The sequence below is a fragment of the Tardiphaga sp. GW821-FHT12E02 genome (genome assembly GCF_058807155.1).
Map to the genome: position 1 here is coordinate 3,223,944 of NZ_JBXAQK010000001.1, position 12,783 is coordinate 3,236,726.

Annotated in this window: 11 protein-coding genes; 3 read left to right on the plus strand and 8 right to left on the minus strand. The window is 62.5% G+C overall.

The annotated features are described in order from the left end of the window. Positions 1–10: 10 nt before the first annotated feature. From AC1RQ5_RS15250 to lptF, 8 genes are all read right to left on the minus strand, one after another. Complete coding sequence (locus AC1RQ5_RS15250; protein WP_493200042.1) at positions 11–562, minus strand: SGNH/GDSL hydrolase family protein; 552 nt, start codon at positions 560–562, stop codon at positions 11–13. A 144-nt stretch (positions 563–706) separates the two neighbouring features. Then, complete coding sequence (locus AC1RQ5_RS15255; RefSeq protein WP_493200044.1) at positions 707–1,816, minus strand: acyltransferase family protein; 1,110 nt, start codon at positions 1,814–1,816, stop codon at positions 707–709. A 124-nt stretch (positions 1,817–1,940) separates the two neighbouring features. Then, positions 1,941–2,804 (minus strand): 16S rRNA (adenine(1518)-N(6)/adenine(1519)-N(6))-dimethyltransferase RsmA, encoded by an 864-nt coding sequence (rsmA, locus tag AC1RQ5_RS15260; RefSeq protein ID WP_493200045.1) that lies wholly within the window; start codon positions 2,802–2,804, stop codon positions 1,941–1,943. Beyond that, positions 2,801–3,805, minus strand: coding sequence for a 4-hydroxythreonine-4-phosphate dehydrogenase PdxA (gene pdxA, locus AC1RQ5_RS15265; RefSeq protein WP_493200047.1), 1,005 nt, complete (start codon positions 3,803–3,805; stop codon positions 2,801–2,803). Before pdxA ends, rsmA begins: the two co-directional genes overlap by 4 nt. A gap of 40 nt (positions 3,806–3,845) precedes the next feature. Continuing rightward, positions 3,846–4,778, minus strand: a complete 933-nt coding sequence (locus AC1RQ5_RS15270) for a peptidylprolyl isomerase (RefSeq protein WP_493200048.1) — start codon at positions 4,776–4,778, stop codon at positions 3,846–3,848. A 114-nt stretch (positions 4,779–4,892) separates the two neighbouring features. Then, the gene (locus tag AC1RQ5_RS15275) at positions 4,893–7,298 is read right to left on the minus strand and encodes an LPS-assembly protein LptD (protein ID WP_493203437.1); all 2,406 of its coding nucleotides are present in this window, start codon (positions 7,296–7,298) and stop codon (positions 4,893–4,895) included. Between the two features lie 107 nt (positions 7,299–7,405). Continuing rightward, on the minus strand, positions 7,406–8,503 hold the full coding sequence (gene lptG / locus AC1RQ5_RS15280) for an LPS export ABC transporter permease LptG (RefSeq protein ID WP_493200050.1): 1,098 nt from the start codon (positions 8,501–8,503) through the stop codon (positions 7,406–7,408). After that, the gene (gene lptF, locus AC1RQ5_RS15285) at positions 8,500–9,669 is read right to left on the minus strand and encodes an LPS export ABC transporter permease LptF (RefSeq protein WP_398483644.1); all 1,170 of its coding nucleotides are present in this window, start codon (positions 9,667–9,669) and stop codon (positions 8,500–8,502) included. Before lptF ends, lptG begins: the two co-directional genes overlap by 4 nt. Positions 9,670–10,083: 414 nt before the next feature. On the opposite strand from lptF, the gene AC1RQ5_RS15290 reads away from it, so the two are divergent. The 3 genes from AC1RQ5_RS15290 to AC1RQ5_RS15300 all read left to right on the plus strand — a co-directional run bounded on the left by AC1RQ5_RS15290 (position 10,084) and on the right by AC1RQ5_RS15300 (position 12,736). Further along, positions 10,084–11,586 carry a leucyl aminopeptidase gene (locus AC1RQ5_RS15290; protein ID WP_398483642.1) on the plus strand — a complete coding sequence of 501 codons (1,503 nt, stop codon included), beginning with the start codon at positions 10,084–10,086 and terminating at the stop codon, positions 11,584–11,586. 6 nt (positions 11,587–11,592) lie between these two features. Then, the gene (locus tag AC1RQ5_RS15295; protein ID WP_493200053.1) at positions 11,593–12,045 is read left to right on the plus strand and encodes a DNA polymerase III subunit chi; all 453 of its coding nucleotides are present in this window, start codon (positions 11,593–11,595) and stop codon (positions 12,043–12,045) included. 220 nt (positions 12,046–12,265) lie between these two features. Further along, the gene (locus AC1RQ5_RS15300; protein ID WP_493203439.1) at positions 12,266–12,736 is read left to right on the plus strand and encodes a hypothetical protein; all 471 of its coding nucleotides are present in this window, start codon (positions 12,266–12,268) and stop codon (positions 12,734–12,736) included. Positions 12,737–12,783 lie beyond the last annotated feature (47 nt).

Here is a 12,783-nt window from a genome sequence, read left to right on the forward strand (position 1 = left end):
AGAGCTGTCGTCAGCGGCAGTCCAACGCGCGCTCGATGCTGCCGATGATTGCTTTGGACCAGATCGCGTAGCCCTGATCGCTGAGATGAATGCCGTCGGATGTATTGTTGTCTTGCGCGAAGAGCACGTCGAGATCGATCCGCGCCGTCGTGCCTGGAGTGGTCCGGATCGTGTGATTGATCGGGGCCACATATTGGGGATCGTAATTGGCGGCAAACGCACCGTCCTTGATGCCGGTGAGCGTCGCCACCACCACGGGCGCCAGCTTGGACAAGCGCTGCACCACCATGCGATAGTTCTGGTCGAATGTCGCGCCGACATCGGCGCGCGTTGTTCGCCAGGCATCGTTGATGCCGACGGCCAGCACGATCAGCCTCGGCTGCGTGATGCCCAGCAGCGCGCCGGCGTGCTCCGCAAGATAAGCGATGGTCGCGCCGCCGACGCCGGCATTGATCAGCCTGTGGCCGCAGACGCTGCGCGATAGCGGTGCTTCCTGCACGATGCTGTCGCCAAACACGACGATGGCACGGTCGCCGGCCTTCGCGATCTCGGTGCGGATCATAGCGTATCGCTGCGGGTCCGCTTGAGGTCCTTGCACTTTAACAAACATCCCCACCACAGTGGATGGAAGCTGCGGCCAAGCAATGCACGCCACTGCGACGGCGAAGGCCGCAATGATGGTTGCCCATGTCCGGTTCATCGCAGCCTATCCCGAGCGCGTTTGCACAGCCATGGAGGCATCAGGCTGTCGCATGCCCGACACGCGTGCCAGCAGGCGCCGTCGCAGGGCATTCATGGCGGGGCGTTCGAACAGGATGAACGACCACAGCGAGAGCGTGATCAGGACGATCATGAACACCAGCAGCGTGACCGGCGACAGATAGTCGATCTGCCATCCCTGCCAGGCGGCGAGAGTGACGATGGCGAGCTGCAGTGGAAAGTGCAGCAGGTAGGACGAATATGAAATGTTGCCAAGCCATTCGAGTCGCGAGGTGATGGGGAGCAACATATCCTCGTAGATCACCAGCGCGATGATCAGGCCGGGAAACACGAAGGTGAATGCGATGAACTCCGCCAGGGTGTCGTGCGGTGCGATCAGGCGCGCGACGATCACGCAGGCCACGGTCGCGGGGAGATAGAACCACGCGGCGCGCGGCAGCCCGATGGGCGATTGTGCGTGCCGGATCAACTCCGCGCAGAGGCCGCCGAGGAAGAAGCTCAGCACACCCCGGACCAATGGTGCGTCGGGATTCAGCAGGAACGGCGCCAGCGCGCAAATGGCGGCCACCACCGGCAGCCGCGCGAGCTTCAGCTTCGCCAGCGCGAAGAAGATGCCATACAGCATCACCTCGACGATCACTGACCATGAGGGCCCGTTGAAGGTGAAGGAATGCCCGGACCATGCGGTGGTCAGCAGCAGTTGCTGGACGAATTGCGTGGCGAAATCGCTGGGGAAGACGAAGTCGCTGCCCGTGAGCGCACGGGTGAAAACCTGCGTGACGGCGACGAAAACCAGCGTGGCGAAATACAGCGGATAGAGCCGCGAGAAACGCAGGATGGCGAAGCGGAGGCCGCCGACCTCGCCGCGCGCCACCGGCTCCGCATAGAGCCGGAAGAAGATGAAGCCGCTGATCGAGAAGAACAGTTCGACGCCCCAGGAACCGTGCTGATACAGCGGCCAGAACAGCCAGAACAATGGATATTGCTCCGTCGGCCCGGCATCCTTCGGAAAGAAATGTTGCCAGTGCCAGAACACGACGGCCAGCGAAGCCAGGCCGCGCAGGGCATCGATGGACGTCAGGCGGTTCTGATGCATGGGGTCTGCCAAGGTGCAGGACCACGAAAACATCCCGAGATTGTGAAGGCGTTAATGCCGGCAGGACAAGTCGCCGCAATGACCGCAAAAACCGAGGTGTTGCCGTACAGGCCGAAGCGTGGGCTTACGAGCCGCTCCGGGCCTTCCTCAGGTCGACCAGCGCCCGGGCCATCGCCACGAAGCCGGACACCGGAACGGTCTCGGCGCGCCGGGTGGCCTCGATGCCGGCGGCGGCGGCGAGCTGTTCGGGATCGACACCGAGCGGCTTCAGGCTCTGACGCAGCATCTTGCGGCGCTGATTGAAGGCGGCGGCCGCGACCTGTTCGAGCAGGCGCCGCTCGCATGGCTCCGGATTGGCGCGCGGCGTCAGGCGCACCACGGACGACGTCACCTTCGGCGGCGGCGTGAAGGCGGCCGGCGAGATGTCGAACAGGATCTTGGTTTCCGCGCGCCAGTTGGCGAGCACGCCGAGCCGGCCATAAGCCTCCTCGTCACCGATAGCGACGATGCGCTCGGCGACCTCGCGCTGGAACATCAGCACCATCATGTCGTACCAGGGCGGCCATGGCTCGGTGCACAGCCAGTCGATGAGCAATTGCGTACCGATATTGTAGGGCAGGTTGGCGACGATCTTGGCGCGCTCGCCATTGAGCATCGGGCGCGGATCGAAGGTCTGCGCGTCGCCGATCACGATCTCGAGCCGTCCAGGATAGTGCGCGGCGATCTCCTGCAGCGGCCCGAGCGCGCGCTCGTCGCGTTCGACGGCAATGACGCGTTTCGCCCCCGTTGCAAGCAAGGCACGGGTCAGGCCGCCGGGACCGGGGCCGACCTCGATGACCGTCGCATCTTGCAATGGGCCGGCAGCGCGGGCGATGCGTGCGGTGAGATTGAGGTCGAGCAGAAAATTCTGGCCGAGCGACTTTCGCGCCTGTAGGTCATAGCGCTTGATGACGTCGCGCAGCGGTGGAAGATCGTCGATCCCGCTCATGATGGCGTTGAGCCGGCCATGCGCGCTGCAAGCTTGATGGCGGCGATCAGGCTCGACGGATTGGCCTTGCCGGTGCCGGCAATGTCGAACGCGGTGCCGTGATCCGGCGAGGTGCGGATGAAGGGCAGGCCGAGCGTGACATTCACGCCTTCATCGAAGGCGATGGTCTTGATCGGGATCAGCGCCTGGTCGTGATACATACAGATCGCGCAGTCATACGTCGCGCGCGCCGCCGGATGAAACATCGTGTCGGCTGGCAGCGGCCCGCGCGCATCAATGCCTTCGTTCTGCAGCACGGTGACGGCATGCTGGATGAAAGCCAGTTCCTCATCGCCCATGCTGCCGTCTTCGCCGGCATGCGGATTGAGGCCTGCAATGGCCAGACGCGGACGCTGGATGCCGAAGCGCGCTTTCATGTCGTTGACGACGATGCGCGCAGTCGCCGTGATGAGCGGGCCGTTGAGCTGTTCAATGGCACCCTGCAGCGAGACATGGATCGTCACCGGCACCACGGCCAGTTCAGGCGACCACAGCATCATCACTGGGAGCGGCACCTTGCCGTCCTTGGCAGCGAGTTCGGCGAGAAATTCGGTATGGCCGGGATGCTCAAAGCCGGCGCGATACAGCACGCTCTTGGCGATCGGATTGGTGACCACGGCGCCGGCATGGCCAGCCTCCACATCGGCTACAGCCTGCCGGATCGAGGCGATCGCCGCGGGCGCGCTGGAGGCATCGGGGCGGCGCGCTTGCGCGGTGACCGTGTGGCCGGTGGAGACAACGGGGAGGGCGTCAGCGAAGATATCTGCGGCTTTGGCCGGCGTGGCCTCCGCGAGCGCGATGTCATGGCCCAGTGCTTGCGCGCGGGCGGCCACGAACTCACGATCGCCGAGCAGATAGAACGGTGGCAGATCAAGCTCGCGCCGCTTCAGCCAGGCGGCGATGGCGATATCCGGGCCGATGCCGGCGGGTTCGCCGAGGGTCAGTGCGAGAGGCTTGGTCATGCTGCGGCCCTGAATTCTGTTCGGCCGCAGCCGGATCGGACTAGCGATATTCGATCATCGCCGCCTTGCGGACGTCTGCAAGATACGACTTCGACTTCGCCTCGAAGCGCTCGGCGAACATCTTCTCGCGGACTTCGCGCTTCTTCGGCGTATCGACCTTGGTCGGCTTGCGCGAACACAGAGCCACCATCTCGATGCCCTGCGCCGTCACTTCCGGCGGGGTGAGGTGCCCGATCGGGGTCTTGTCGAGGAGGTCGCGCAGATTCGGCGGCAGGTCGGCGGAGCTCTTCACAACGATGCTCTTCACAGTCGCATTTTGGGCGCCCTTGAAAGTGCGGATCGCATCCTCACAGCTCTGGGTGCGCTCGCGCAACGCCTGTGCTTCCTTGAGGCGGGCTTCCGCAAGGCCGCCACCTGCACCGCGCGGCACGATCAGCACCAGCGGACGCATCTGATATTCGAATGCTTCAGCCATGGCGTCGCCGCCCTGGCCCTGCACAGCAGCCTCGACTTCCTTCTCGCCGACCTGCAGGCTCTGCTTGAAGCGGCCGCGGACGATCGCGTTCCACACCATGTCGGCCTTGAGGCGGCTCTTCAGCGTGTTGGGACGGATGCCCTTCGAGGCCAGTGACTGCGTCAACTGATCGGGTGTGAGCCGCATGCGCGATGCCATCGTGGCATAGGAGCCATCGACTTCGCTCGGGCCGGGATCGACGCTGAACTTCTTGCCTTCCTTGATCTTGACCTTCTCGTTGATGAGATCGTCGAGCACGGTCTGGCGGCTGTTGTCCTTTACGCCCGACAGCGCGTTCAGCTTCATGCGCTGCTCGATGTCCATAGCGGTAATCGGCTCGCCATTGACGATGACAGCAACGGTCTGGGCATAAACCGGCGATGCCGCCGATATCACAATCGTCGCAGCAGCCGCCATGACAGCATGCACAAGGTGACGGACGTTCATCTCGTTCATCATTCTCCGGAAGAGGTTCTGGCCAGGTCCAAAGGACCTTTCGCGTATACATCGCGGCCGAAAACGGAAATTTCGCGGCATCCGGAACCCGAGCGTCCGAATGTCGCGATTAAAAGATCAATAGACCTGTCCACCGGTGCCAGTGCCGGCCTGGGTGCCGCCAAGCGTACGCAGCCCGATCTGGAACATTACGGTGTGGCTCAGAACCGGTGGGGTCGAGAGATTGGCAACATAGCTATAGGAGGTGACATAGTTCAACGCGAGGATGAAGCAGTCATCCACATAGCCGGCACCCACGATATACTGGTCGATCTTGTTCTCAACCAGGTTCCAGCGAGCGCCACCGGTGACCACCCAGTTATCGGCCAATTTGATCGAGCCGGTGCCGAGCAGGCCCTCGCGGCGGGTCAGGTAACCGAGTTCAGCCTGCGGCGCGTAATTGCCGTACAGCATGCTGACCGACCAGCGATCGAAGCTGGCGCGACCTTCGGCCTCGAAGCGGTTGATGTTGCCGGTCGCTTCGTCGATCCGCGCACGGGTCGAGAACTGATATGTGCGGTTCGGCGCGTAGCTGACGCTAGCGACATAGTCGGAGCGGGGATTCTGCAGGCCGGACGCGACGCCGGTATTAGTCAGGTCGGCGACGGCGAACGAGTTCATGCCGAACAGCTGATAGGACTGGCCGAACAGCACCTTGATGGAGCCGCCCTGGTCGAACTGGGTGGTGGCCTGGACGCCGACATTGGCACGGCCACCGCCCTCGACCCGGTCATATCCCGAGAACTTGTTCACGCTGAACAGGTTGCTGGTATCGAAATTCAAACTTTGCGCGTCTTCGTTGGGAAGGCGGCCGGCATAAGTTTCATTCGGGCGGATGATCACTTGCGCGATCGGCTCCACCACCGTCGAGCCCCAGGGCTGCACATTGATGAACGGATAGCGGTATTCAAGGCCGACCGTCGGCATCACGCGCAGGGCTTGAGTGTCGCCTGTCGAAAGGAAAGCAGGAACGCCAGTTTGGTTCGAAACTGAAACATCAGCAGCATCGACGCGCAGGCTCGCGAACGGCGTGAAGATCTGTCCAAGCTCATCGGTGAACGATCGGCGCCACTGCGCTTCAGCGGAGAAGCGCGTATAGGTGCCAGGGAAGCCGCGAAGCAGGCAGTTCGCAGGAGTACGCAATGCAGCGTCAGCCGACAGCGTGCTGCAAGGATTTACCCCTGGGCTGATGCTTGTGCTGGGATTGACTATCGAATTGATCGCGTCGAACTGTGCATCCTGCCGGGTCAGGCTGGTGAAGTTCATCTTGTAGCTTAACTCGCCGCCCAGAATGTTCTGCTGCAGGACGTTGTTGTAGTCCATCACTGGATGGATGATGGGGACTTGGCGCTGGTTGCCTGAGAAGCTCGTATACTGGATCGTGCGTAGATCGAAGAAGCTGCGCTTGCCCACGCCGGTCAGGTAAAGCTGCGACACGGCTTCGGTCGATAGATTCAGGAACGACTGATAAGGGTCGCGATACATCGCCAGGCGATAATCGTACAGGAAGTTGTAGTCGCTGAGTGCGACTGCATCCCAGCCCCATGTCCACTTGTCGTTGATGGCGAACTGGCCTTTGGTTTCGACTCCGCCGCGCCAATCCTTGTCGCTGACCGTGCCTGCCCCGAAGGCGGTTCGATCCTGCTGATTGATGCCATAGGCGCGAATAGAATAGGCGCCGTCCATCAGGCGCTGACGGAATTCGCCCTGCATCAAAAGGCCCTGACGCGTGGTGTAACGCGGCGAAAGCGTCAGGTCGTAGTCCGGCGCGATCGCCCAGTAGAACGGAGATTCGATGCCGTAGCCGAAATTGGTGTTCTGCGAGAAGCCCGGCATCAGGAAGCCGGTCTTGCGCTTCACGGTCGGATCGGGCGTTGAGAAATAGGGCATGTAAGCGAGGGGCACGCCGAAGAATTCGACGCGCGCATCCTCGAAATACATCATCTTTTCGGTCTGGTCGTGGATGATGCGGGCACCCTTGACCTGCCACAATGGTGGCTTCTTCGGATCGTCCTTACAGGCGGCGCAGGCGGTGTAGACACCGTTCTGGAACACCGTGTAGTTGCCGGCGGTTCGGTCGGCGCGGGTCGCCGCCATGCGCGTGGCATCGGCGGTATCGACGCGCAGCGAATCCACGAAACCGTCGCGATAGTCGTCGCTCAGGTCGAGCAGGTTGGCATAGGTGATCTTGCCGTCGGCGTCCGTCATGCGGACATTGCCTTCGGCATGCAGGCGCTTGGTCTTCTGGTCGTAGATGACCTTGTCCGCCTCGACCGAGGTGCCGTTGTAATACATCTGCACGCTGCCGACGGCGGCAACGCGCGAGTTGTTGTAGTCGTAATTGACCTCGGTGGCCTGCACCAGCATCTGCCCGGTCTGGGCGGCCGGCGGCGGCTTCGGGCGGGTGGCCGGGCGGTTATAGGTGAAACTCTGGGCGTGGACCGGCGTTGTCGCGGTCGCGCCAAGGGTCACGGCCACGCACATCATGGTTGCTGCGATCGTTGTGATCGCGCGAGACGTGCGTCCGCAATCTGCACAAATGTGCAGTTTCGAGGTCAATTTCCGCGCACGGAGGGCGGCAAAACCAGCCACTACCCGTCCTCCAGGTACAACAAGGCCAAAAAGCCGGTGAGGCCGCCCACACAGACGGGCAGCCACGCCGCAGCAATCGGATGCATCAACTCGGCCTTGCTCAAATCTTCAGTCACTTTCGACAGAACGTAGAGCAGAAAGCCTGCGCCCACGCCATACAAAACCATCTTCTGGACACCGCCCATCCGAAAGAACCGGAGGCTCACGGACGCCGCCAGCATCACCATCGCGACCAGCAAAAACGGCTGCGCGATGAGCTTGTGATACTGCAGACGATACCCCGCGGTCGCAAATCCCGAACTCTCGGATGAACGGATATACGAAGGAAGTTGCCAAAATGACACTGTTTCGGGGGTCGAGAAACTATTTCGGACCTGGGTCGGGGTCAGCGTCGTGGCGATATCCAGCGTTTCCCGTTCGACCACAGGCGAATCGAGGGAGTAAATTCGTACTCCCTTGAATACCCACTTGCCGGGTTCGAGTGTGGCCTCGCGGGCCTCGATCCGCTCGCTGAACTGGTTCTCGGTGTCGAACCGGAACAGGGTCAGGCCGGTGAGGCGGAGGCCTTGCTGCTCGCTGCGGGCGGCATTGATGATGGTCTGGCCGTCGGCATTGACCTGGTTGATCCAGAAGCCGGCGGCGTCCTGCACGCCGCCGCCCGACGCGTCGCCGAACATCCGGGCTTCCATCCGCTTGGATTCCTCGCGCAGATTGGCCGACATCGGGTTGTAGCCGATGGTCGCCAGCACGCCGAGGACGAGGGCGGCAAAAAGCGCCGGCGAGATGAACTGCCAGGCGGAGACGCCGGCGGCGCGCGCGACGACCAGTTCGAGCCGACGGGAGAGGGCCAGATAACAGGTCATGGCGCCGATCAGGATGCAGAACGGCATCAGCTTTTCCAGCGCCTGCGGCACCCGGTAGAGCGATGTCTGCGCCACCATCAGTGCGGGCGCCGTGGCGAGTCCGGCGGTGCGACGGACCATTTCGATGTAATCGACCAGCACCAGCAGCATGAAGATGCTGACGAACACGCCGACAGCTGCGACCAGGAACCGGCCGGCGAAATAACGCCCGATCGTGTTGGTGATCATGCTCATGCGGCGACCGGCCGTCTGAACAGGCGCAGGATCCGTTCGTTGGAGCGGTTGATGGCTTCGATCAGTTTCGCGGGCGGCTCGATCACAATGCCGAGCTTGATGATCGCAAGGCTGCCGAAGATCGTGCCGAACAGCAGGGCATATTGCAGTGGTGCCGCCCAATCCGATTTCGCAGCCGCCACCGAGCAGGCGAAGCCGGCCATGCGCAATGCAAACACCGCGCCGATGGCGTTGCCCATGGAGAAATTGCGGCTTTGGCGCGTGGTGCGCGGCTGGCCGAGAAAGGCGAAGGTGAGGGCCGCAAAGGCGAATGGATAAAGCGGCGCCATCAGGCGGTCATGCAGTTCGGCGCTGAAGGCGCCCGACATCTGCTGATACATCGGATCATTGGCCGGCGGCGAGAACAGTTCCCACAGATAGCGCTCGCGAATGCCGTAAGTGACATCCTGGCTGCGATTGGAGAATTTCGACATGTCGAAGGCGTAGCGGGCAAATGCCACCATGGCGGGATCGGTCTTGCCTGTTTCGAAACGCTGCAGATTGCCGTCTTCGAGAACAAGGAAGGAGCCATCCTTGTTCTTCAGGATGGTGCCGTGATCGGCGATGATGGTGATGCGTTCCTTGGGATCGCGGCGGTCGTCGACGAAGATGCCGACCAGCAATCCGCCGGGTTGGCGTTCCTTGATGCGCACCGTCAGATTCGTATCGAGCTGCGCGAAGCGGCCCGGCTGCAGGATGTTGGTCAGCACGTCGGCGGTGATCTCGGCATCCCAGCGCTTCAGTCGCCGCATGCCATCCGGCGCCATATAAGAGGCGATGAAGGCCACGATCAGCGACACCACCAGCGTGGCATAGAGAAACGGCCGAAACAGCCGCATCGGCGACAGGCCGGCGGCATTCATGACGATGACTTCGGAATCGGTCGCGAGCTTGGTCAGCGTATGCGAGACGGCGATCATCAGCGCGATCGGCGCGATGATCAGCACCAGCACGGGAATCGCGAGACTCGTGAAGCCGAGAAAGGTCAGGATGGTCTGGCCCTGGCTGGTCATCAGGTCGATGCCACGCAGCGCCTGCGTGATCCAGATCACGCCGGTCAGGCTGACCAGCACGATACCGAACGACGCCAGCACCATCTTGAAGATATATCTGTCGATCGACCCCATCGGTCCCCGTAACGGCCCGGAAAACATGCGGCGTGCCCATCCCCGATGAGGGATCCCCGAGGGCAGTGCTGCGGCTTCAGGCCTGATCGTCATACTTACCATCCCATTGATCGGTCAACAAAATGGCCGGGCGATGGCTGGGTGAGTAAGTGGTTAATTTACTCTGCGATGTGGCCCTTGGGACACTGAAAACAAGCCCGGACAAGCGCTTCCATCAATAAGTGTGATGGCCCGTGACCCCGGGCGGTGGCCTTATTGGTGGCAACTGACATGTTGGGACACAGAATCAGCGCCCGTGACGCCGATTTGTCCGCACGGCTTGACGGCTCCGGCTGCCGGGACAACAACATCCGTTCCCCCGCGTCGCCCCCTGCGGTCCGATGCGCCTCATGTGATATTCTGGAGGTCTTGCCCATGTCCGACACCGTCAAGGTCGGCTTCGTCCCATTGTCCCAGGCCGCCCGCGGCACCCTCGTGGTGTTCAGCGACGATGCGTTGAAACTGGGCAAGGCAACGACCAAGGCGCTGGGCGCCGCGGGCGCGCTGGTCAAGCGCGCCGCCGCTGCCTCGAAATTCAAGGGCAAGAACGGATCGACCCTCGACATCCTCGCGCCGGAAGGCGTGAAGGCCGATCGGCTGCTGGTGATCGGCACCGGCAAGGTTGATGAAATCAAGGAAACCGACCTCCTGAAATTCGGCGGCGTACTGGCCGGCAAGCTCGGTTCATCCGCCGATGCGATCACGGTGATCGCTGAATTGCCGTCGGCCGACATGACAGCAGAGCAGGCCGCCTCGGTCGCATCCGGCGTGCTGCTGCGTGCCTACAAGTTCGATCGCTACAAGACCAAGAAGAAGGACGGCGAAGAAAAGCGCGGCACCGTCAGCGTGTCGCTGGCCGTCAGCGACGTCGCCGCAGCCAAGAAGGCCTTTGCGTCCGACAATTCCGTCGTGAACGGCGTCGTGATCGCGCGCGATCTCGTCAACGAGCCGCCGAATGTGCTGTTCCCCGTGGAATTCGCGCGCCGCGCCAGCGAGCTGAAGAAGCTCGGCGTCGTCATCGAGGTCCTCGACGTCAAGGCGATGCAGAAGCTCGGCATGGGCGCGCTGCTCGGCGTCGCACAGGGCTCGGCGAATCCTGCGCGCATCGTGGTGATGCGCTGGAACGGCGGCAAGAAGGGCGATGCGCCCGTCGCCTTCATTGGCAAGGGCGTCACCTTCGATACCGGCGGCATTTCCATCAAGCCGGCCGGCAGCATGGAAGAGATGAAGGGCGACATGGGCGGTGCGGCCTGCGTCGTCGGCCTGATGCATGCGCTGGCTGGCCGTAAAGCGAAAGCGAATGTCATCGGCGCCATCGGCCTCGTCGAGAACATGCCCGATGGCAATGCGCAGCGCCCCGGCGACATTGTGACCTCAATGTCCGGCCAGACCATCGAAATCATCAACACCGATGCCGAAGGGCGCCTCGTCCTTGCCGACGTGCTCTGGTACGTGACCAAAAAGTACAAGCCGCAATTCATGATCGATCTCGCCACACTCACCGGCGCCATCATGGTGGCGCTCGGCACCGATCATGCCGGCCTGTTCTCCAACAATGACGAACTCGCTTTGCGTCTTGCCACCGTGGGGCAGGCGACCGGCGAGCGCGTCTGGCGCATGCCGCTCAGCCCGGATTACGACAAGCTGATCGACTCGCAATTCGCCGACATGAAGAACACCGGCGGCCGTTACGGCGGCTCGATCACGGCAGCGCAATTCCTGCAGCGCTTTGTCGATGGCACGCCATGGGCGCATCTCGATATCGCGGGCACCGCGATGGGCGCGCCGAAGACCGAGATCAACCAGAGCTGGGGCTCGGGCTACGGCGTGCGTCTGCTCGATCGGCTTGTTGCCGATTATTACGAGGGCAAGAAGTAAGCGGATATGACCGAGGTTCTGTTCTACCACCTGCAGAACATGGCACTGGAAAACGTGCTGCCGCCGTTGCTTGAGAAATCTCTCGAGCGCGGCTGGCGGTGCGTGGTCCAGTCCACCTCGGAAGAGCGCGCCGATGCGCTCGATGCGCATCTCTGGACGTATCGCGACGACTCGTTCCTGCCGCATGCCACATGGCGTGCGGCAGACGCGGCGGAGCAACCCATCCTCCTGGTATTGGAGGAGAGCAATCCGAACGGCGCGCAGGTTAGGTTCCTCGTTGACAATGCGCGCTTGCCGGCGGAAACGGCCGGATATGAGCGCATGGTGCTTGTCTTCAATGGCGACGACGACGAGGCGCTGGCCGCGGCACGCGCCGCCTGGACCGATTGCAAGGCGCGGGGGCTCACAGCGACCTATTGGCAGGCCGACGAACGCGGCCGCTGGCAGAAACGGAACTAGCGCGTGGTAAATCTGGCTTTGCCGATTAACCGTATTTGATGCTAATTGCGCCTTTCCGGAACGCTGGGTGGCCCGATGTCACGGTCACGCCGCAAACGAATGATGAGACGGGCGCGTCGTCGCCGTGTGTGGGATAGCGTTGATCGTGAACAGCAAAAAGCTTCATCGAACGGGTTTGGCCGTCATTTTCCTCGCGCCGCTGCTGGGCGGCTGTTCGGGCATGAGTGCGGGTGACATGTTCAAGTCTGACCTGCTGTCCAAGGACGCTGACTGGTTTCAGCGGACCGGCCGCAGCATCAGCCGCAACGTCTCGATCGAAACGCCGCCGCTGACACCGGAACAGGCAGTGTCACCACAGGATCTGATCGGCGCCGACGGTTCATGCCCCGGCATGCCGCCGCGCGATGCCAGCGCGCTCGCCGATGGCGCTGCCGCTGTAGCGCCGGCAACGGGCGTCGTGGCACTCGGTCATACCGAATGTGACGTCGCGCGTGGCGCCGGTGCGCCCGACAGCGTGAATATTGGCGGCAATCCGCGCGGAGATCGTCTCACCACGCTGACCTATCTGCGCGGTCCGCGTGCCGGCATCTACACGTTTACGGCCGGCCGTCTGACAATGGTGGAGGGCACGCCACAGGTCGAGCAGCCGAAGCCGGTGCGCGGCGCGAAGAAGAAGCGTGCCACGGGCTGATCGGCCAGTCGCTGCTACACATAACCAGTTTCGTAAAATCGCCCGCG

What these genes read in the sequence shown, in the direction of transcription:
- AC1RQ5_RS15290 (WP_398483642.1), top strand. Translation starts at nt 10,084, where the DNA reads ATGTCCGACACCGTCAAGGTCGGCTTCGTCCCATTGTCCCAGGCCGCC.
- AC1RQ5_RS15300 (WP_493203439.1), top strand. Translation starts at nt 12,266, where the DNA reads ATGAGTGCGGGTGACATGTTCAAGTCTGACCTGCTGTCCAAGGACGCT.
- AC1RQ5_RS15270 (WP_493200048.1), bottom strand. Translation starts at nt 4,778, where the DNA reads ATGATGAACGAGATGAACGTCCGTCACCTTGTGCATGCTGTCATGGCG.
- lptG (WP_493200050.1), bottom strand. Translation starts at nt 8,503, where the DNA reads ATGAGCATGATCACCAACACGATCGGGCGTTATTTCGCCGGCCGGTTC.
- AC1RQ5_RS15255 (WP_493200044.1), bottom strand. Translation starts at nt 1,816, where the DNA reads ATGCATCAGAACCGCCTGACGTCCATCGATGCCCTGCGCGGCCTGGCT.
- AC1RQ5_RS15275 (WP_493203437.1), bottom strand. Translation starts at nt 7,298, where the DNA reads ATGTGCGTGGCCGTGACCCTTGGCGCGACCGCGACAACGCCGGTCCAC.
- lptF (WP_398483644.1), bottom strand. Translation starts at nt 9,669, where the DNA reads ATGGGGTCGATCGACAGATATATCTTCAAGATGGTGCTGGCGTCGTTC.
- AC1RQ5_RS15250 (WP_493200042.1), bottom strand. Translation starts at nt 562, where the DNA reads ATGATCCGCACCGAGATCGCGAAGGCCGGCGACCGTGCCATCGTCGTG.
- AC1RQ5_RS15295 (WP_493200053.1), top strand. Translation starts at nt 11,593, where the DNA reads ATGACCGAGGTTCTGTTCTACCACCTGCAGAACATGGCACTGGAAAAC.
- pdxA (WP_493200047.1), bottom strand. Translation starts at nt 3,805, where the DNA reads ATGACCAAGCCTCTCGCACTGACCCTCGGCGAACCCGCCGGCATCGGC.
- rsmA (WP_493200045.1), bottom strand. Translation starts at nt 2,804, where the DNA reads ATGAGCGGGATCGACGATCTTCCACCGCTGCGCGACGTCATCAAGCGC.